Source organism: Sphingomonas sp. (assembly GCF_019242355.1).
In the GTDB taxonomy this organism is placed as follows: Bacteria; Pseudomonadota; Alphaproteobacteria; order Sphingomonadales; family Sphingomonadaceae; genus Sphingomicrobium.
On the sequence record NZ_JAFAVR010000068.1, the window covers coordinates 1 to 17985 of the forward strand.

Annotated in this window: 23 protein-coding genes; 14 read left to right on the forward strand and 9 right to left on the reverse strand. The window is 65.7% G+C overall.

Annotated features, from left to right (window positions below):
* The 5 genes from JOZ79_RS03015 to rlxS all read left to right on the forward strand — a co-directional run.
* A partial coding sequence (locus JOZ79_RS03015; protein WP_294070364.1) for a hypothetical protein occupies positions 1-199 on the forward strand: 199 nt, incomplete at its 5' end.
* Between the two features lie 204 nt (positions 200-403).
* Entirely contained in the window at positions 404-799 is a 396-nt protein-coding gene (locus JOZ79_RS03020) for a VOC family protein (RefSeq protein WP_294070367.1), read from the forward strand.
* 368 nt (positions 800-1167) lie between these two features.
* Positions 1168-1488 (forward strand): DUF736 domain-containing protein, encoded by a 321-nt coding sequence (locus JOZ79_RS03025; RefSeq protein WP_294070370.1) that lies wholly within the window; start codon positions 1168-1170, stop codon positions 1486-1488.
* Positions 1489-1789: 301 nt separating this feature from the next.
* Positions 1790-1939 (forward strand): hypothetical protein, encoded by a 150-nt coding sequence (locus tag JOZ79_RS03030; protein ID WP_294070372.1) that lies wholly within the window; start codon positions 1790-1792, stop codon positions 1937-1939.
* A 377-nt stretch (positions 1940-2316) separates the two neighbouring features.
* On the forward strand, positions 2317-4284 hold the full coding sequence (gene rlxS, locus JOZ79_RS03035) for a relaxase/mobilization nuclease RlxS (RefSeq protein WP_294070374.1): 1968 nt from the start codon (positions 2317-2319) through the stop codon (positions 4282-4284).
* 30 nt (positions 4285-4314) lie between these two features.
* Here rlxS and JOZ79_RS03040 read toward each other — a convergent pair whose 3' ends face one another.
* Positions 4315-4518, reverse strand: coding sequence for a hypothetical protein (locus JOZ79_RS03040; RefSeq protein ID WP_294070377.1), 204 nt, complete (start codon positions 4516-4518; stop codon positions 4315-4317).
* A gap of 363 nt (positions 4519-4881) precedes the next feature.
* Between JOZ79_RS03040 and JOZ79_RS03045 the strand changes: the two genes are divergently transcribed.
* From JOZ79_RS03045 to JOZ79_RS03055, 3 genes are all read left to right on the forward strand, one after another.
* Complete coding sequence (locus JOZ79_RS03045; RefSeq protein WP_294070380.1) at positions 4882-5070, forward strand: hypothetical protein; 189 nt, start codon at positions 4882-4884, stop codon at positions 5068-5070.
* A gap of 74 nt (positions 5071-5144) precedes the next feature.
* Positions 5145-5810, forward strand: coding sequence for a UPF0149 family protein (locus JOZ79_RS03050; RefSeq protein WP_294070383.1), 666 nt, complete (start codon positions 5145-5147; stop codon positions 5808-5810).
* Positions 5811-5992: 182 nt separating this feature from the next.
* Complete coding sequence (locus JOZ79_RS03055) at positions 5993-6256, forward strand: GlsB/YeaQ/YmgE family stress response membrane protein (protein WP_294070386.1); 264 nt, start codon at positions 5993-5995, stop codon at positions 6254-6256.
* Between the two features lie 69 nt (positions 6257-6325).
* Here the strand turns inward: JOZ79_RS03055 and JOZ79_RS03060 are convergent, their stop codons facing one another.
* The 3 genes from JOZ79_RS03060 to JOZ79_RS03070 form a co-directional block, all read right to left on the reverse strand.
* A complete protein-coding gene (locus JOZ79_RS03060) occupies positions 6326-6694 on the reverse strand; it encodes a hypothetical protein (protein WP_294070389.1) in 369 nt (122 codons plus the stop codon).
* Between the two features lie 112 nt (positions 6695-6806).
* Entirely contained in the window at positions 6807-7148 is a 342-nt protein-coding gene (locus tag JOZ79_RS03065) for a hypothetical protein (RefSeq protein ID WP_294070392.1), read from the reverse strand.
* A 139-nt stretch (positions 7149-7287) separates the two neighbouring features.
* Entirely contained in the window at positions 7288-7884 is a 597-nt protein-coding gene (locus JOZ79_RS03070; RefSeq protein WP_294070395.1) for a DUF1003 domain-containing protein, read from the reverse strand.
* Between the two features lie 233 nt (positions 7885-8117).
* Here JOZ79_RS03070 and JOZ79_RS03075 point away from each other — a divergent pair, with 233 nt between their 5' ends.
* The gene (locus JOZ79_RS03075) at positions 8118-8369 is read left to right on the forward strand and encodes a hypothetical protein (RefSeq protein ID WP_294070398.1); all 252 of its coding nucleotides are present in this window, start codon (positions 8118-8120) and stop codon (positions 8367-8369) included.
* The gene (locus tag JOZ79_RS03080; protein ID WP_294070401.1) at positions 8366-8827 is read left to right on the forward strand and encodes a hypothetical protein; all 462 of its coding nucleotides are present in this window, start codon (positions 8366-8368) and stop codon (positions 8825-8827) included. The genes JOZ79_RS03075 and JOZ79_RS03080 overlap by 4 nt, the downstream gene beginning before the upstream one ends.
* Positions 8828-9106: 279 nt before the next feature.
* On the opposite strand, the gene JOZ79_RS03085 is transcribed toward JOZ79_RS03080, so the two are convergent.
* From JOZ79_RS03085 to JOZ79_RS03095, 3 genes are all read right to left on the reverse strand, one after another.
* On the reverse strand, positions 9107-10204 hold the full coding sequence (locus JOZ79_RS03085) for a DUF1501 domain-containing protein (RefSeq protein WP_294070421.1): 1098 nt from the start codon (positions 10202-10204) through the stop codon (positions 9107-9109).
* A 65-nt stretch (positions 10205-10269) separates the two neighbouring features.
* Positions 10270-11718, reverse strand: a complete 1449-nt coding sequence (locus JOZ79_RS03090) for a DUF1800 domain-containing protein (protein WP_294070404.1) — start codon at positions 11716-11718, stop codon at positions 10270-10272.
* 40 nt (positions 11719-11758) lie between these two features.
* The gene (locus JOZ79_RS03095; RefSeq protein WP_294070407.1) at positions 11759-12187 is read right to left on the reverse strand and encodes a signal transduction protein; all 429 of its coding nucleotides are present in this window, start codon (positions 12185-12187) and stop codon (positions 11759-11761) included.
* A 150-nt stretch (positions 12188-12337) separates the two neighbouring features.
* Between JOZ79_RS03095 and JOZ79_RS03100 the strand changes: the two genes are divergently transcribed.
* Complete coding sequence (locus JOZ79_RS03100) at positions 12338-12673, forward strand: hypothetical protein (RefSeq protein ID WP_294070410.1); 336 nt, start codon at positions 12338-12340, stop codon at positions 12671-12673.
* Here JOZ79_RS03100 and JOZ79_RS03105 read toward each other — a convergent pair.
* On the reverse strand, positions 12670-12906 hold the full coding sequence (locus JOZ79_RS03105) for a hypothetical protein (protein WP_294070413.1): 237 nt from the start codon (positions 12904-12906) through the stop codon (positions 12670-12672). The genes JOZ79_RS03100 and JOZ79_RS03105 overlap by 4 nt on opposite strands.
* Positions 12907-13749: 843 nt before the next feature.
* Positions 13750-14343, reverse strand: a complete 594-nt coding sequence (locus JOZ79_RS03110; protein ID WP_366514790.1) for an RNA polymerase sigma factor — start codon at positions 14341-14343, stop codon at positions 13750-13752.
* Between the two features lie 308 nt (positions 14344-14651).
* Between JOZ79_RS03110 and JOZ79_RS14100 the strand changes: the two genes are divergently transcribed.
* The 3 genes from JOZ79_RS14100 to JOZ79_RS03130 all read left to right on the forward strand — a co-directional run.
* On the forward strand, positions 14652-15530 hold the full coding sequence (locus JOZ79_RS14100) for a tetratricopeptide repeat protein (RefSeq protein WP_366514789.1): 879 nt from the start codon (positions 14652-14654) through the stop codon (positions 15528-15530).
* An 84-nt stretch (positions 15531-15614) separates the two neighbouring features.
* Positions 15615-16112 carry a S26 family signal peptidase gene (locus JOZ79_RS03125; protein ID WP_294070416.1) on the forward strand — a complete coding sequence of 166 codons (498 nt, stop codon included), beginning with the start codon at positions 15615-15617 and terminating at the stop codon, positions 16110-16112.
* Positions 16100-17985 (forward strand): DUF3363 domain-containing protein (locus JOZ79_RS03130; RefSeq protein ID WP_294070418.1); only part of this gene is annotated, 1886 nt, incomplete at its 3' end. The genes JOZ79_RS03125 and JOZ79_RS03130, both read left to right, overlap by 13 nt.

The window sequence follows — 17985 nt, forward strand, 5'->3', positions numbered from 1 at the left end:
GGAGGGCATCATGGCGCTCGAACGTCCGAGCTATGTGCTCGAACAGCAATATCCGCACGCCGCGCAACGCCGCAGCTTCTGGTCCGCCTACGGTACCTACAGGAGCTTGGCGCGGGCACGGGAGAAGGCGGCATCGCTGCAGCGGCCATGCCGCATTACCGAATGCCGCGTGGTCTGGCGATCGGTCCCGATCCGCTAGGTACGCGGACCTAAAATCGACCGCGCCGCGCAGCCGCTAAGCGACATTGCGGCGCGGTTCTGGCTCAACGACAGCTTAAAAATTCGGCCGCGCGTCTGCGCCCTTGGGCACCGACGCGCGGCTTTTTGTCGTTTTCCGCCGCGATGATCGCCCTGCCGATCGCCCGCTGCTAGCCCCGGGTCCGAGCACCATCGGACTCATGTCATGACCATCCTGATCAACATCGACGTGCCGGACCTCGACGCCGCCGAGCGCTTCTACACAGCCGCCTTCGGGTTGGTTGCCGGGCGGCGGATCGGCGCCGGTGCGGTCGAGCTGCTCGGCTGGCCGGCGCCGCTCTATCTGCTCCAGAAGAAGGCCGAGACGATCGGCGTGGACGGCGATCAGCGGCGCTACATGCGCCATTGGACGCCCGTCCACATCGACGTCGCCGTCGATGATCTCGATGCCGCGCTTGCCACTGCCCTGGGCGCCGGGGCGCGGCTCGAACAGGGCCCGCAGGACGCCGCCTATGGCCGTATCGCCATGCTCGGCGACCCTTATGGCCATGGCTTCTGCCTGATCCAGTTCAACCAACACGGCTATGATGCGCTGATCTGAGCGCGGCACGGGCTCTGCGTTTGAGCGCTCCTGGTCGCGGACGCGGTCGCAGAAGATGCCTCTCAACGCCGTCACCGCGCGATATCGCGATGCGCAGCAGCGGTTTCCGTGGCCGCTCGGACGACCGTTCAAGGCTGTCGGGCATTGACCTGGAATGGCCGCCGCCGCCCGAAACCATCGCGCCAAACTGATTTCCCCGACCGGCTGCGCCGGTCTCCTCGCGGCCGGCTTCGCCTTCAAATCAGCCTGCCGCTCCGGTCCTCCGCTTGAACGCTCCGGCCCTTCGGGTTCGCGCACCGGCTCTTACCATTCCGACGGTCTGCCCATCGCCCCGAACGGTTCGCGGGCGACTTTCAAGGAGACCTATCATGCCTGCCATCGGTTATGTCACCCGCCACGAGGACGGCTATAAGGGCCAGCTTCGCACCGTCTCGATCCGCTCCGATATCGAGATCGTCCCCAACCGGGCGAAGAGCCACGAAAGCCATCCCGATTATCGCGTGTTCGCATCCGGCTCCGAGGTCGGTGGCGGCTGGATCAAGACCGGCGAACGCTCGGGCAAAGACTATGTGTCGCTGAGCCTCGCCGCTCCGGAATTCGGGCCGCGCAAGCTCTACGCCAATCTCGGCCGTGCCGCCGGCCAGGACGATGACGAGGCCTTCGCCATCATCTGGAACCCCGCGGATTGATCCTCGCAGCCCCGCGCCAGCAACGGCGCGGGGCCCCTTTACTTCTGGGTTTCGATTGCTGGCGAGCGATAGAAGCCGTCCTCCGCCGCATCGTCGCGCGACGCCGAGAGGGAGGAAAATCTGTTCAGCACCGCCCAGCATCCGGCGGCGCGCGGGTCGCGTCAATGACGATGGGGCCCCACCATTTTGCTCCGCAAAATCGTAACCCCCATCGCCGCTGGCGCGGCCGCTGGCGCGGTCATTGACCCGACCCGCACGCCGCCGGGTGCGACCCCTGTCTTACGACAGACAGGAGGATTAGATGTCGATCGAACAGCATATCGAGGAGCTGCGGGCAGAACTTTTGGCATGCGACGACGCCGGCGAGCGGGCGCAGATCGAGGCCGAATTCGAAGCGGCGAAGGCGGCTTTGAGGGAGTTCGAAGCCGCGATTGAAGGGCAGATCGGATAGGAAATCAGGTCCGATCGAGAGCTTTTGGCGACGTCGAAGAGGCGTCGCCGAAAGCTCTTTCTGCATGATCGCAGAACGGGGAGGGCGGCTGGGCTACGGAGGGTTCGGGGTCGTCTCGGGCTGGGATAGGCTGGTGCAGGGAGGAGGGGGCGGATAGCAAGATAGAGGCAATATCTCGCGATACTGCATCTTATTGTCTGCACATCATTTTTCCCGACTATTCACGAGATAGCTCAAGATGCCGCGAGACAAGGAACGCTTGAGCAGCAGAAAACTGCCAACTCTTGGCTGTAAATGCGAGACTCCTTGAACACGTCCGGGTGTCTGCCATGTTGAGCCACGGGGAGCGTCATTCCTGACTTCAGGTAGGACGCCAGATGAACGACGAAGACTTCGAGCCGCGGCTCGGCAAGATGCGCGGGCGAGGTCGCGGCAAGCGCTATCTGAGCCTGGTGGTTACCGCCGCCCGCCGCGCTGGTAAGCGAACGGGCATTCGCACCCGGCGTTTCGACGGCAGCCGGATCGGTCGCGGCGCGGCGCTGGCGCGGGTGCTGCGCTCGGGCGATCGCCACGCCGGCTTTCGCTCTCGCCGCGTCGTCGTGAAGACACGCCTCGCGATGCTCGGCGGGAAGGGCCTTGGCGCCGCACAGGCGCACCTGAAGTATATCCAGCGCGATGGCGTGACGCGCGAAGGCGATCCGGGCGAGCTCTATTCGGCCGACCGCGACAGCGCTGACGGCAAGGCCTTCCTCGAGCGAGGAGCCGGCGACCGTCATCAGTTCCGCTTCATCGTCTCGCCCGAGGATGCCGATCAATATGCCGACCTGAAGCCTTTCGTGCGCCGGCTGATGGGGCAGATGGAGGAGGACCTCGGCACCAGACTCGACTGGGTCGCGGTCGACCATTTCAACACCGGCCATCCGCACACGCACATCATGCTGCGCGGCATGGACCATCGCGGCGAAAATCTGGTGATCGCGCGCGAGTATATTTCGCACGGCCTGCGCGAACAGGCGTCGCGCATCGTGACACTCGATCTCGGCCCACGAACCGACCTCGAGATCGAGGAGCGGCTGCGCAGCGATACCAGCGCGGAGCGGCTGACGGCGATCGACCGCCGGCTGATCCGCGACATGGATGAGGCGCGCCTGGTCAGCGCGAGCGACGCGGACTCCTTCCAGCAGGCGCTACGCTCGGCGCGCCTCCAGAAACTCCGCGCGATGGAGCTGGCCGAGCCGGTTGCCGGCACCAGCTGGCGATTGGCCGAAGACCTTGAGCAGACGCTGCGCCGAATGGGCGAACGCGGCGATATCATCCGCACAATGCAGCGCGAGCTCTCCGCGCGCCGGCTCGAGCGTGCCGCCGCCGATCAGATCATCTTCGATCCATCGGCTGACGGCGTGGCGCCGCTAGTCGGACGCGTCGTCGCTCGCGGTCTCGCCGATGAATTGCAGGATCGCCATTTCCTCATCGTCGACGGCGTCGATGGCCGAACTTATTATGCCGCAATCGGGCGGGGCGAAGCCATCGAGCCGACGCCGGCCGGATCGATCGTCCGGATTGTGCCGCGGGAGGGTGGCGTCCGCCCTGTCGATCGCACCGTCGTGGAGATCGCTGCCGCCAATGGCGGGCATTACACGATTGACGCTCACCTCAAGCATGATCCGACCGCGACCGAGGCCTTCGCGGAGACGCATGTGCGTCGGCTTGAGGCGATGCGGCGGACAATGCGGAGCATCGAGCGCGAACCCGACGGTAGCTGGGTGATCGCGGCCGACCATCTCGACAAGGCGGCTGCCTTCGAGGCGCGATTGGCATTGGACCGGCCGGTCACGGTCGAGAGCCTCTCCGCGCTTCCCATCGAGAGGCTTCCGAACGTTGATGCCGCCACCTGGCTCGACCGCGAGCTCGTCTCCGACCGGCCGACGCCGATCCGCGATGCGGGCTTCGGCCAAGAGGTGCGCACTGCGCAGGCACTGCGTCGGCAATGGCTGGTGGAGCAGGAACTCGCCGAGGTGAAGGGTGGTCAGACGATCTACCCCGCCGGCATGATCGCGACCCTTCAGCGTCGCGAACTGCTGCGCCTGTCGGCACAGCTTTCCGAAGAGATCGACTTGCCGTTCGGCGAAACGCGAGCCGGCGATCATATCGAGGGGCGCCTCGTTCGATCCGTCGAGATGGCGAGCGGAAAATATGCTGTGATCGAGCGATCACGCGATTTTACACTCGCGCCCTGGCGGCCGGTGCTTGAGCAGCAGCTCGGCAAGCCGGTGGCCGGCATCGTCCGGGATGCTGGTATCAGCTGGACATTCGGGGGGGAACGCGGCGGCCCGACCATTTCGTGAGATCGTGACGCCAAACGCAAGCTTGCGGGTTTACGAGACGAGGCCGGCGAACGCCGGCCGCTCGAAGCGAGTTGCCTCGAATTCGGCAGCCCGGCCGAACCTCAATCGGTGCCGGTCGACGGACTGGCTCCCTCGGCACTGCCCGGGGGGAGCGGCCGAGGCATCCTTGCCGGCTTCGTCGGCAGCATGATCGCCGCCGGCGAAATCTTCGTTGCTTGACGGCTTTGTGGCCATGATGATCCTCCTCCACTCGATAGATGCGGCACGAACGACGCCGATCGCGTTGATGGGCACCTACCAAAAGCTAACGCATGGCAGCGGCTGCGACCGTTCGTATCGTAACGCCGTTTCGAGCGTTACCGCTGTGTGCCTTTCGAACCTGCTCATGAAAAGCTCGCCAAGAGCGCTGGCGACTGGAAGAGAGCGCTGCCCAGCAGACGGATTCGGCCGATCGCCGTACCGAGCTCGCGGCTGATCGTACGATCCTCGCGGCCGAGCGGACTTCGGCGTGGGTCCGCATTGGCCTGGCTGCGCTGGCGTCAGGGATGGTACGCGCGCGCTTCTCGAACCGATCGTCGCACATTGGCTCGCGGAAGCGTGCTCATCCTGTTCAGTGGCATCTGTTTCAGCGCTGCCGTCTGGCGCGAGGGTATGCGGGTCGCGCCGCCGCGCCCGGATACCCGCCGTATTCCCTCGTGGCTCCTGATCTCGGCGAACGGCTTTCTTGTCATCGTCACCTTGGCGGCGCTGGTCGGCATTTGGCTGCCGCACGCTGCCTTGCGATAGGCCCTTGGACAGGTCCCACTGTTCAATCGGCGCCCTCGCATCCCGTCCGTGGAGCGCGTAGACGGCGCGACAGCATGGCCAGACTCCCCTCCCGTCTTCGCCGTCTCGACGATGCGCTGGCGGACCTCCCGGTCGACGATCCAATGCTGTTGACCGAGCTCGACGGTTTCCTGACAGGCGTGATCGTGTCGCCTGAGCTGATCAGGCCGAGCGAGTGGCTGCCGATCGTCTGGAGCGGCGAGGAAACTGATGGCGCGCCATTCGATGATCCGGCCGATGTCCAATGGTTCGCCGAGGCCGTTATGGCGCGCTACAACGAGATCGTGCGCGATCTCGGTCGCGGCAAGCTGCAGCCGATCTTCGACGTCGACGAGCGCAATGGTGACGTGCTGTGGGAGCTGTGGATAGACGGCTTCGCCCAGGCGATGGCGCGGCGGCCGGCAGCCTGGACGGCGCATACCTCCGTCAGTGTGGAAGCCGCGGCCGCGCTGGCGCAGTTGTCGACGCTCGTCGCCGTCGCCCGAAATGAAAGCGATCTCGACAGCATCCAAATCAACGCGCTGAACGATGAAGCGCCTGCCGCAATCTCTGCTCAGGTCGTGCGGCTATACGGCCTGCGGCGGCCCGTTTCCATCTCTCCGCTCGTCGTCCCGCCGCGAGCCACCAAGATTGGCAGGAACGAGCCCTGCCCATGTGGCTCGGCGAAAAAGTACAAGCGCTGCTGCGGGTCGGCCAGCTAGGAGGGCCAGCAGCGCATTCGTTGATCCGTTCTCTTGACGAAGGGGGCGACATTGGCGCGACACGACTGCCGGCTCAGCTTTGAGCGATCTCGCACTCATCAACGATCATGACCGTTGCGTGATGGATTCGTCGGGCGCAGCATGGTCTCCTCGCGACAAGACACAGCAAGGAGGGGACCCCAATGCATTTCATCGTAGCGCTGATCGTTGGCGGCATCATCGGTTGGCTCGCCGGCATGGTGATGCGCGATCAAGGCGGCATCATCTGGAACGTGCTGATCGGCTGCCTCGGCTCGATCATCGGCCGCTTTCTGCTTGGCGCGCTCTCACACAATGGTCGTCTGACCCAGCACCCGCTCGATCCGATGACGCTGATCGTCGCGTTTGCGGGCGCCGTGATCCTGCTGGCGATCTACAATCTCGTCAAACGCGGCACCGTGCGCTGATCCGAAAGCATGTGACGCGCACTAAAGGCTTCCACCGGCGCGAACGCCGGTGGAAGCGGGAGCACTCGCCTACCAGCCGTTATGCCGCATCCAGTGGATCTGCCGGCTGAGGTCATCGAGCCGTGCCTGGACGCGGGCGCGCTGGTCCGGCGTCAGCCGGCCATCGTCTTCCCAGTGCATGCGGCGGATCCACTGGCGCACGCCGTTAAGCTCGCGATTGGCGCGCCATGCTTCGTGACGATCGAGGCTGCCGTCGGAGATGCCGCGATTGATCCGATCCTGAAGAAACTGAATGCGCTCGCGCGGACTGTCGGGAGCGCCCCGCCAGAACGCGCCGGCATCCCATGCCCCTGGCGGCGGGGGCGGCGGCGCCGGCTGGGCCTGCGCCGCGCCCGCGACAAGCATGCTGGCCGCAACGGTCAAGAGAAGTCGCTTCATTGATAATCCTCCTGCTCTTGGATGAGCGATATTTGGGTGGATGTGCCGGGAGCGCACGTGCTCGTCGGGCGCCGTTCCCGGCGGCCGCCACCCGACGATCGGTGTGAGCGCGTCAGTAAGGACCGGGTGCCCACCAGCAATGGCGATGCGGATAGCCCCACCAGTCGTAACGCACGCTGCAGACGCGATGCGGCGGCGGGCCATATCCGTAGCCATAGCGATAGCCGTACCAATCGGGCCGAGGCGGGGGCGGCGGAGGGGGTGGTGGTGCGTAATATTGCACGCGCTCATAGTGAGGGTGGTCGGAGGCGATCGCGGCACCGACCCCAAGTCCCAATATTCCGGCCGCTATCGCAGTCCCCGGGCCGATATGGGCTTGCGCCGGCGGCGCGATCGCGAGCGAGCTTGCTGCAAGGATTGCACTTGCGCCGGCGGCTCTCCGGCTTCCCTTCATATCTTCCTCCATTCACCTGATGAAGTACGGCACTTCCTGAAGCATGCGGCCTGAACACATGCGGAATATCGAGTGCAGCAGCGGTTCAGTTTGGTCAGGTGGCAGGATGTTCGGCGAGTAGACGGCAGAGCTCCTCCCGCTATGCGGTAAAAACGCGCTTCGCAGGCCTTGTCGGTTTCCATAAGGATCCACGAAAAGACTTCCAATCCTCGCTTTGCGCGCCTCCGGTTTCGGAACTGGTATCGGCTTGTTCTCCAGCTAGTTCGGGCGGAGCACAGATGCCTGAGCGGTTGAGAAGCTCGGTGAGCTCCCTGACGGCTTTGGTAAGATAGAGAACCTCCTGCTCACGAAGCTGGTCCAGCTTGTGGTGCAGAAGTTCTATTTCAAGTTCTGCCTTAATATTGACTTTATAGTCATTCTCTGCGGCCTGGCGGTCGATATCCTGTTGTCGGTTTTGGCTCATCATAATGATCGGGGCAGCATAAGCCGCCTGGAACGATAGAGCGAGGTTGAGGAGGATGAAGGGGTAGGGATCCCAAGCCTTCACATATCCAACTACGTTCAGGCTCACCCACGCCAAGAGGATGACCGATTGGACGATGATGAACGTCCACGATCCCATCGTCGCGGCGACGCGGTCAGCCACCCGCTGGCCAAAGGTCAGCTTCGCGGGATCGAGCTCCTGCTTGCGGCCGATCCGAATGGCTTGTCGAAGCTTCCGCAGCTCCGCGAGCAAGACGGTTTCGGCTTCATGGATGCCGTGCCGAAGGTCGGTGATGCGCTTATTCAGGGACGCCCACTAAGGGACGATCGACGCTGGCGCCTGTGAAAAGGCATCCATCCGCCCTGAAACCGGCGCGCGGAGATTGAGCTTCTTGATCGCATCGGCGGCTAAAGTCGGTGGCGGGCGGATTGAGCTCACTTGCTTGTCACTGGATTCGCGACGGATTGATCGCCAAGTCGCGATCGATGCGCACGCACCTCAGAGCAATTCACGTCCAGGGCGTCGACTTCTGGCTGGCGCGCGCTTCCGTCGCCGCGATCGCGGGGTTGCAGCTGCTGATGATCAACGACCTTACCGTCGGCCCTCGCTGGTTCGCTCCTGTGCTCGAGCTGGCTCTCCTCGTGCCGCTGTCGGTTGCCACGGCTGGACGCAGGCAAATGTTCGCACCGCCACCACAGATGCGCACTGGGAGCGAATCTACCGCCACAGGACGATGATCCGAACCACGGTGCTCCTGCTCACGGCCCTGATCACAGCCATCAATTTCGGTGCGCTGCTCGAGCTGGTCCATCGCCTGCTCCACGGCACCGCGAGCAAGGCGGGCGAGACCCTTCTGCTCGATGCGCTCAATATCTGGGGAACCAACGTGATCGCGTTCGGTCTCTGGTTCTGGAGCATCGATCGCGGCGGCCCGGCCTCGCGCGGCCTCACCGCCATCGAAAAGTGTGATTTCCTGTTTCCGCAGATGACCATGCACGGCGCGACCAGGCCTGAAGGATGGTCACCCGGCTTCATCGACTATCTCTATCTCAGTTTCACCAACGCTACCGCCTTTTCGCCTACCGACACGATGCCGCTGTCGCGGCGGGCGAAGCTGCTGATGATGCTCGAGTCGACCGTTTCGCTGCTCACCATTGCCCTCGTCGCGGCGCGGGCGGTCAATATTCTTGCCTAGCTCCGAGATCGTCCCTGTGACGCATGCCCTTGGCGACCCAAGTTGAGGCACAGGCGGTCGCCTGTCCGGTGGGAGCCGATGCTTCCTGCAGGCCTCTGGCTGCTGGCAGCGCGGCTTATCACCGAGATGCTGTTCTTCTGGACTTGGACCGGCCTTCCAGGACTTCGCATGCGCATATGGCTGAGGCGGGGATCGATGCGCCTCAGTCGCGCCGGCTTTCATTCATGGCGGTTCTGGGGAGCAAAGTGGCGCTGAGTCGACGTTCGCCGTTCATGCCACCTAAGCGCCTAACAGATCGCCGTTCGGCCAAGCAGAGGCGCGGTTGCCGAACAGGCTTTGCCTGACCCGGTTGGGATCAAGGCCGAGACTTTCGGCAGATGCGCTTGCGATCAGCGCATTGAGATCGGTGGTCGGCCTCAGATCGCGACCCTGATAAAGTTGGCCGGAGCCAAGACCAGGCCAGTCCGCGACCACCCTTCCGCCGCGCACAGCACCGCCGAGCAACATCGCGACCGCGCCGGTGCCGTGATCAGTGCCGCCGGTGCCGTTGGCGGCCACGGTGCGACCGAATTCGGTCGCGACCAGCACCGTCGTCTGCGTCCACGCCGGCCCGAGCCCATCGCGCAGCGACGCGACCAATGCATCGAGCGCCTTGAGCTGTGCGGCTAATCGGCTCTCCTGCCCGGTATGCGTATCCCAGCCCCCCGTCTCCAGCATCGCGATGCGCGGTCCATTCGGCTTGACGAGAAAGCTTGCCGCCAATTTTCCGAGGCTGGCCGGATCCTGGCGCGCGGCACTGCCGTCGGCCAACCCCTTCGCATCGAGCGCCGAGGACCAGATCGCGTGCAGCTGGGGATCGGCGGCATAGAGCTGGCTCACGCGTAGCAGCAGATCATCGGACGGCTGCGGCAGCGACGAAGGCGCGTAGGAAGTGACCTCCGCCGACCCGCGGAGCGCCATCGGCACTGTCGCCGCGAGCGCAATCGCCTCGTTCTTCTGACGCGGCATCATCGCGACAAGCCGGTTCAGCCAGCCATCCTTGACCTCATAGGGCTGAGTTCCGCCGGTCTCGAGCACGTTCTGGCCGTCGAAATGCGAGCGATCGCGATAGGGCGAGGCGACGGCATGCACGAACAGCGCCTGGCGGGCCGTGTACATCTTTGCGGTCTCGGCGAGCGCCGGATGCAGCGCGAAGGCGCCGTCGAGCTTGGTGGCTTGACCCATATCGATTGCGAGGCTGCCGCGCAGCCGGGCGTAGGCGGGATCGGCGTAAGGGATCACGATATTGAGGCCGTCGGCGGCGCCACGCTGGATGATGAACACGAAGCGCCGTTCGGTTGATACAGTTGCGAGCGCCATGCGGGGGGCGACCAGCATCGCGCCGGCACCGAACGCGCCCACAGCGAGAAAGCGGCGGCGGTCGATAGGCTCATATTCCATCGTCACCTCCTCAAGAAGTCCGGCGACACCAACAGCAACACGAGCGCTCCCGCCGGGCTCTCCGCGCGCGCGACCTGATCGGCCGTCGCCGGGCTGAACGAGGCTGGCAGCAGTTGCGGACCGAGCTTGCGCGCGTCGAGCGTGTCACCGCTGGTCGCCGCCAGCCGCTGCGCGAACTCAACCCGGCGGAGGAGCGCGTCCGGCGCGGCCCAGCTCGCTACGATATCGTCCCAGCCGGCAGGAGAGCCCGGCTTCCACACGGGCTGACCGAGCTGGGACTGCAGGCTGGCGATCTGCATCTGGCCGAGCTGCGTCCGACCAAGGCCACGTAGTGCGGAGACCGTCCACTCCCACGGCGTCTTGAACTTGAGCGGTTGCGGCGCCCAAGGCTCCGGGCTTGCGACCAGCGTACGATAGAGCGCGCGGAGATCGCCCTTGCTTTGCGTGAACGAAGCCGCCAGGCGATCGACGAGCGCCGGCGCCGGATTGTCGCCGCCGAAATGCCGCGCGAGCTTGGTCGCGATGTGTGAAGCGGTCGCGGGCGACCGCGCGAAATCGATCAGCGCCGCCCGCGCCTGATCCTCGCCCGGCTGCGCGTAGCTCTTGCCGAGGATAGTGCGCGTTCCCGGCTCGTGCAGCTGGGGTCGAAAGATGAAGCTATCGACGCTTCCGTCGTCAAGGCGGCCTTGCGGGCCGATGCCGTCGACGGTCCAGCCGGTCAGCGCACGCGCGAATTCGGTGACGTCGGCTTGGGCATAGCCCGAGCGGACGCCGAGCGTGTGAAGCTCCATGATCTCGCGGCCGAGATTCTCGTTGAGCCCGAGCTGGCGTTCCGGGTTGCGCGCGGCGGCGCGCTGGGCGGCGATGCTATTCGGCCCGATCGACTGCACCTGGTTCAAATAGATCAGCATCGCGGGATGGTGCTCGACCGCAAGCAGCATGTCCTCAAAGCGACCGAGCACATGTGGGCGGATCGCGTCGCGCTCGAACGCGCCGACAAACGCCGTCGTTTGCGGATTGTCGGCCGAGACGCAGAAATGATTGGACCAGAAATGCACCAAGCGTTCGACGAACGGCGCCTGCGTCTCGAGCGCGCTCTGCATGCGCGCTTGCACCGCCTGACGATAGAGCGCCTGCACGTCCTGCACGAAATCCTGCCGGGCAACGATCTGCTCGGGCGTCTTCGAGGGTTTCACCGCCGCGGTGGGCATTGCGGCAACAGCGGGCCGCTGGCCCGCCTGCCGCATCGCGCGCTGCTCCATCTGATAGCCTTTCACGAGCACGCCCGCGTCGGGCAGCTCGGCAAGGCCCTGCGGCAGCAGCTCGAACCGATCGAACTGATCCCCTAGCCAGCGTCGCGGGTCCGCGGGCGGCGCATCGAGAGGCGTTGCGCCGAGGCCGAAGCGGTTTATCGCGATCGCCGCAGGCGAGATTCCGGCGAGCGCTGTCATGACGTACGATACCCGCGGCCGAATGCTCGAGCGAACATGGTCATTGCTGCGACACTGGCGCGTCGCCGCGATCATGCATCGCCTTGCGTTTATCACGCGCTGCCATGCGCTCTTCCGGCGTAACGATGCCGTCGCCATTCGCGTCGAGCCGGCGGAAGCGCTGCGTCAGCGCGGCTCGGATCTCGGCGGCATCGAGATAGCCATCGTGGTTGGCGTCCATCCGGTCGAACAATCGCGACGGATCCTGCCCACCGCGCGCCACCGCCGCCCATTCGGCGCGGCTCACCTTCCCGTCGCCGTCGGTATCGGCCGCCATGATCCGCGCGCTTTGCTTGGCGACGAACTCATCGAGCGTCATGCCGCGCGAGGCCGTAGTAGAACCGGCAGGTGGCGAACTGGTTTGGGCATGCACCGCGCCCGCAACGCACATCAACAGCACAAATGACGATACGAGCTTCTGCGTGGTCACCGGAGCACTCCTTCGGGCTCTACCGATCGTAACGCGACACCGGCGCCGACCCTTCGCTGAATTTCGTTCCGAAGGATTTTGGCCGAACCTCCGTTTAGCGGGCCGGACCTGAACGGCGCCTTGTCCAGCGCGTTTGACATGGAGTTTGTCATGACGGCTTCACGTGCCACCTCAGCGATGCTTGCGATCGCTAGCGTTACCCTCACCGCCAGCCCCGCCTTCGCACGCTGGGGCGCTCATCCGCGTCGCGCCGAGGTGAACGGCCGCCTCTGGAATCAGAATGAGCGCATCCGCGCCGGCGTCCGCGACGGTCAGCTATCCCAGTCGGAGGCCCGCCAGCTTCGCGCTGACGATCGCGGCATCTACCATGAAGAGCATGAGATGGCGAGCTTCGATGGTGGCCACATCACCAAGGCCGACCAGCGCTCGCTCAACCAGCAGGAGAATGCGGTCAGCAAGGACATCTACACCGATCGCCATAACTAACGGCCATTACGATCGTGGCCGCCGGGCTCTCCGGCGGCCATTCCTAAAGGATCAGAACCGTCGTCGCCAACCGCGGCGAAATGGGTGCTGCCCACCCTGCGGTCGCCAGGCAGGTCGCTGACGCCAGCCGCCCTGCTGCCGCCAACCGCCCTGCTGCTGCCCATCACCTTGCTGCCGCCAGCCGCCTTGCTGCCGCCAACCGCGCTGCTGCCGCCAACCCTGGCCATCCCCATCCTGTCTTCCTTCTGCCGCGCCGGGTTCGCGATCAGAACGCGGGCTCGTGTCCGCGTCGCCGACCGGCGTGCGCGATTGCGGGGCCGGCCGTTCGGGGCGCGCCGTGGCGGGCGTGTCGCGATCCGGTGCCATGGTTGAACGGGACTGAACCTGCGGCTGCGGGCTCGAAACTTGCCGCGCTCGTTCACGCGTCGCGTCGCGGGACACGCGCCTCGTTGCGCGGTCGGCGCCGTCGTAGCGAAGCCGTTCGATGTGTCGCGTGCTAAATCTGACCGGGTGAACCGAAGGGTGTCGGAATATCATGCGAGCCGCTGACTCAGCGGTCCGTGTGGGCGCCTCGTGATCGCGGCCAATGGTCACGGGTATGGCGCGCGGTGCGATCGCCCGCGCTGCAACGAGAGGTGCGGCGGGTGGCGCAGTCCGCGGCAGCGCGGGCCGCGTGAACGCGGGCATCACTGCCGATCGTTCGATCTTGCCCGCGGCCGTCGGATGATCGCGGCGATGCCATGCGCGGGGAACCTCGGCGCCGACGAGACGGAAGATATGCGCGGACGCATGTGCCAGCCGCGCCAACGCGACGCCGCCATCCCCGAACGCCGCCGCGATCGCGGCGACCGCAATAAGGTTCAGGGCGACGAAGCCGACGGCAAACCGGCTCCGGGACCAGCGCCGGCGATCGCGGCGGCGCGGCGGCGCGGAGGGCGCCATCGTCCGGACTCGGTCGGGACGGGCGGCCTCGGCAGCGATCCGATCGGCGAGGTCCGACGCAGGTGGCGGAGCGCGATGCTGCGCCAACAGCCTGCCAAGCTCCTCATCATCGAGCGGTCGAAGATGCGGATCGGTCATTTTCCGCCTCCAACATCCTGGGGCCGAACGCCGGCGGTGCGCAGTCGCTCACGCAACGCGGCGCGCGCGCGGAACAGCAGCGACTCGAACGCCTTGATGTTCATCTGCAATGCTTCTGCGGCGGCGATATTGCCGAGCTCCTCGTAATAAGTGAGCACGATGGCGGCGCGCTGCCGGTCCGGGAGCGCCAGCACCGCACGCTGCGCAAGCCGCGCCAGTCGATCGGCATCGAGCACCGCATCGGCGCCAGGTCGATCGTCGCTGCGCTCCGGCACCGCGTCGGAACTCATCCGCCGCGATCGGCGAAGACGATCGAGACAAAGATTGGTCGCTACCCTGCGCAACCATCCCGGCAGGCCGCCGCCTTGCGGCCGCCACCCCGCCGCGTGATCCCAAAGCCGCAAGAAGCATTCCTGCGTCACGTCCTCCGCCTCGCTCCGGTCGCCGAGCATATGGTAGGCGAGCCGATGCAGCATGGGTGCACGACGATCGACGAGCTGACGAAAGGCGGTTGCGTCGCCACGCGCGATGGCCGCTACCAGCCACGCGTCGTCGGTTGGGCTGCTGCCGCCTTGCGCGCTCGCCAGAATGTCGTCCTCTTCCCTCTCCCGAAGACACTAACGACGATAATGGGATAATCCTTCACGGCCTGGCCGAGGTTGCGCGGATGTAATGATCGGCATCGCTGGCTCTCGTCGCAAGGAACTGCCCGTGATCGCCCCGTTCGCCGTCGAGCCGATCATACCTTATTTTCGATCGCAGTTGCTGCACATGGCATCTTGACGCGATGATCGCGGGATCCAACGTCTGCGTTCGAAGTGGAGTGGCTCGCATGAAGTTCGTTTCGATCCTCAGAGTCTGAGCGTCGCTCGCAGTTGTGATCACCGCGGTGCCCGCCATGGCGGCCGACCCCACTGTTTCCGAGGTTCACGCCGCCGCTGCCGCTGGTCACATGGAACAGGCGCAGCAGATGATTGCGCAGGTGCTGCGGGACCACCCGAACAGTGCCAAGGCGCATTATGTCGAGGCAGAGCTGCTCGCGCATCAAGGGCGCAATGCCGAAGCGCGGCTCGATCTTGATACCGCTCAGCGTCTCGACCCGTCGATGAAGTTCGTGAGCGGCACCTCGCTCGCCGAATTGAAGCAGCAGCTCGCCGGCTCGGGATCGGTTGCTCAGGCACGCCCGGTCGAGCCTCGGCAACGATCGCATTTTCCGATCGGTTGGATCTTCGTCGGCTTGGCCGCTCTTGTTCTGTTTGCGCTTTTCCGGCGGCGTCAGCAGCAGGCTAGCTACGCCGGATCGCAAGGCGGTAGCTACGGAACTCCTTATGGCGGAGGTGGCTATCCTTCTGCTGGCGGTCCTTGGAATGCGCCTGCAACTGGCAGGTCCGGTATTCTTGGCGGTCTCGCGACGGGCGCGGCGATGGGCGCAGGCTTTGCCGCCGGCGAGACGCTGATCGATCGGCTGGTCGATGGCGATCGCGGCCCGCGCGAGGAATTCTATCGGCCCGAGGCCGGCGCCGGGTCGTTTGACACCAACCAAGACATGGGCGGCGACAATTTTGGCATCAACGACGCTGGCAGCAGCCCCTATCTGAATGCGCGGCAGGCGGCATTCTTCCTCAAGATGTCGGCGCGCTCGCTCCAGCGGCTCCGCGCCAGCGGCAAAGGACCGACCGTGCGGCGCCACGCGCGCATGGTCCTCTACCATATCGACGACCTCGAAGCCTGGTCGCGATCGCGCGTCGATGCCCGCGCGCGCGAGGCCCAATTATGACGCGGCGACACCCGAACCCCAGCGATCTGCCCCCTCTTTGTGTGGGGCGAGGCGCGGCTTCAGCGCGATGTCGAACGCCGTCGCTTGCACCGCCGTGCCGGGCTCGTCGCCGTGCTTGTGAGCGCCGTCACGCTGTCGGCGGCGGTGCCGCCGCTCCCTCGTCTCGTGTGGAATGCGAGCGCCAGCGCACCGATAGGGCTCTACCTCGTCACGCCCGGCGCTAAACTGCGGCGTGGCGATATCGTGATCGCCCGCGTGCCCAGGACGGTGCGCGCAATGGCCGCATCGCGCCGCTATATTCCGGCCGACGTTCCGCTGGTGAAGCATGTCGGCGGCATCGCCGGTGACACCGCCTGCGCCCTCGGAATCACGATCATCATCGACGGCAAGGCCGCTGCGGTCCGGCGCCGAGTCGACGCGGTTGGCGGGTCATTGCCGTGGTGGCGCGGCTGTCGGCTGCTGGGGCCGAGCGACATTTTCCTGCTCTCGGGTGGCGTGGCGGCGTCGTTCGACGGGCGCTACTTTGGCGTCAGTCCGCGTGCTGACATTATCGGCACTGCGAGGGCGCTATGGACGCACTGAGGTCGCTCCTGGCGTTCGCGCTGTTGGCCGTGCCAGTCGGGATCAGCGCGCAACCGAACGCCGATCATGTCGCACGGTGGCGGCCGTTCATCGCCGAAGCATCCTCGCGTTTCACCGTTCCGGCAGAGTGGATCGAGCATGTCATGCGCGCCGAAAGCTTCGGACTGACAACGCTACATGGCCGCGCAACCCGATCAAAAGCCGGCGCGATGGGGCTGATGCAGCTCATGCCGACAACATGGGCGGCGATGCGGATCACCTATCATCTCGGGACCAATCCGGACGATCCCCACGACAACATCATCGCTGGAACAGCCTTCTTGGCGATGATGCGCGACCGGTTCGGCTATCCCGGTATGAGCGAGGACGAGGAGTTCACGCCCAAGCTCGGCAAGCCGCGCGCAGGTGGCAAGGCCAAGCTGCGCAAATATCTCGGCGCGGTCGTTGGCGCAGCGGCCCGGACCGGCGCAACGTCCGGCATCCGAGCCCGGCGGTTCGACGGCAGCCGGATCGGTCGTGGCGCGAGCATGGGACGCGTGCTCTCCGGACGAGACCGCCTTGCCGGCTCTCGCAGCAGGCGCGCGGTCGTGAAGGCGCGCTTCGTGCGGCTCGGTGCAGGCAAGCTCTCCGCGATGCGAACCCACCTGCGCTATATGGAGCGCGAGGGCGTGACCCGCGACGGTGGCCCCGGCCGACTCTACTCGGCATCATCGGACGAGGCCGACGGCCGCGCCTTCGCCGAGCGGGGCGCCGGCGACCGCCACCAGTTCCGGTTTATCGTCTCGGCCGAGGACGGCGATATCTACGATGACCTGAAGCCGCTGACTCGCCGGCTGATGGCGCAGATGGAGCAGGATCTCGGCACCAAGCTTGAGTGGGTCGCGGCAGACCATTTCGATACCGGCACGCCGCACACCCACATCGTCGTCCGGGGACGCGACGATCAGGACCAGAGTCTCATCATCGCCCGCGAGTATATCAGCCACGGCCTGCGCGAGCGCGCGGTCGAGCTGGTGACGCTCGACCTGGGGCCGCGCACGACGCTCGAGATCGAGGAGCGGCTGCGCCACGACATAGACGCCGAGCGGCTGACATCGATCGACCGCCGCTTGGTCCGCGACATAGATGTGGCGCGCGAGGTCGGCCAGTCTATGCGCGACCCCTGCCAGCAGTCGCTCCGAGTTGGCCGACTGCGCAAGCTGGAGGAGTTGGGGCTGGCCGAGCCAGTCGGCGGCGGCCGGTGGCAGCTAGCGGACGGGCTGGAGGAGACGTTGCGCCGAACCGGCGAGCGCGGCGACATCATCCGGACCATGCAACGCGAGATGACCGCGCGCAGCCGCGGCGGTGTCGAGCAGCATATCTTTGATCCGGGCGAACAGGGCGTTGTTCCGCTGGTCGGGCGGGTCATCGCGCGCGGGCTCGCGGACGAGCTCCACGATCGCCACTATCTGCTCGTCGACGGCACCGACGGTCGCAGCCACTATGTCGACATCGGCCGCGGCGATGTGATCGAGGCCACGCCTGAGGGTTCGATCGTGCGCGTGGTTGCCGCACGCGGCGGCGTACGTGAAGTCGATCGGACCATCGCAGACGTCGCGGCGGCAAACGGCGGCCGCTATTCCGTCGATCTGCACCTTCGCCACGATCCCGCGGCGAGCGAAGCATTCGCCGAGACGCACGTCCGCCGCTTGGAAGCCATCCGGCGACTGACCGGCGGGGTCAGGCGAGAGCCCGACGGCAGCTGGACGATTGCACCCGATCATCTCGCCCGCGTCGACGCATATGAAGCGAGGCTGCGTCGTGACCGCCCAGTGGCAGTCGAGATGATCTCGCCGCTGCCGCTCGAGCGGCTTGCGAGCGCCGATGCCCCGAC

Bases quoted from the DNA above. Each gene is read 5' to 3' on its own strand.
- JOZ79_RS03020 (WP_294070367.1), top strand. From the start codon at position 404: ATGACCATCCTGATCAACATCGACGTGCCGGACCTCGACGCCGCCGAG.
- JOZ79_RS03025 (WP_294070370.1), top strand. From the start codon at position 1,168: ATGCCTGCCATCGGTTATGTCACCCGCCACGAGGACGGCTATAAGGGC.
- JOZ79_RS03030 (WP_294070372.1), top strand. From the start codon at position 1,790: ATGTCGATCGAACAGCATATCGAGGAGCTGCGGGCAGAACTTTTGGCA.
- rlxS (WP_294070374.1), top strand. From the start codon at position 2,317: ATGAACGACGAAGACTTCGAGCCGCGGCTCGGCAAGATGCGCGGGCGA.
- JOZ79_RS03040 (WP_294070377.1), bottom strand. From the start codon at position 4,518: ATGGCCACAAAGCCGTCAAGCAACGAAGATTTCGCCGGCGGCGATCAT.
- JOZ79_RS03050 (WP_294070383.1), top strand. From the start codon at position 5,145: ATGGCCAGACTCCCCTCCCGTCTTCGCCGTCTCGACGATGCGCTGGCG.
- JOZ79_RS03055 (WP_294070386.1), top strand. From the start codon at position 5,993: ATGCATTTCATCGTAGCGCTGATCGTTGGCGGCATCATCGGTTGGCTC.
- JOZ79_RS03060 (WP_294070389.1), bottom strand. From the start codon at position 6,694: ATGAAGCGACTTCTCTTGACCGTTGCGGCCAGCATGCTTGTCGCGGGC.
- JOZ79_RS03065 (WP_294070392.1), bottom strand. From the start codon at position 7,148: ATGAAGGGAAGCCGGAGAGCCGCCGGCGCAAGTGCAATCCTTGCAGCA.
- JOZ79_RS03075 (WP_294070398.1), top strand. From the start codon at position 8,118: ATGCGCACGCACCTCAGAGCAATTCACGTCCAGGGCGTCGACTTCTGG.
- JOZ79_RS03080 (WP_294070401.1), top strand. From the start codon at position 8,366: ATGATCCGAACCACGGTGCTCCTGCTCACGGCCCTGATCACAGCCATC.
- JOZ79_RS03085 (WP_294070421.1), bottom strand. From the start codon at position 10,204: ATGCTGGTCGCCCCCCGCATGGCGCTCGCAACTGTATCAACCGAACGG.
- JOZ79_RS03090 (WP_294070404.1), bottom strand. From the start codon at position 11,718: ATGACAGCGCTCGCCGGAATCTCGCCTGCGGCGATCGCGATAAACCGC.
- JOZ79_RS03100 (WP_294070410.1), top strand. From the start codon at position 12,338: ATGACGGCTTCACGTGCCACCTCAGCGATGCTTGCGATCGCTAGCGTT.
- JOZ79_RS03105 (WP_294070413.1), bottom strand. From the start codon at position 12,906: ATGGGGATGGCCAGGGTTGGCGGCAGCAGCGCGGTTGGCGGCAGCAAG.
- JOZ79_RS14100 (WP_366514789.1), top strand. From the start codon at position 14,652: ATGGCGGCCGACCCCACTGTTTCCGAGGTTCACGCCGCCGCTGCCGCT.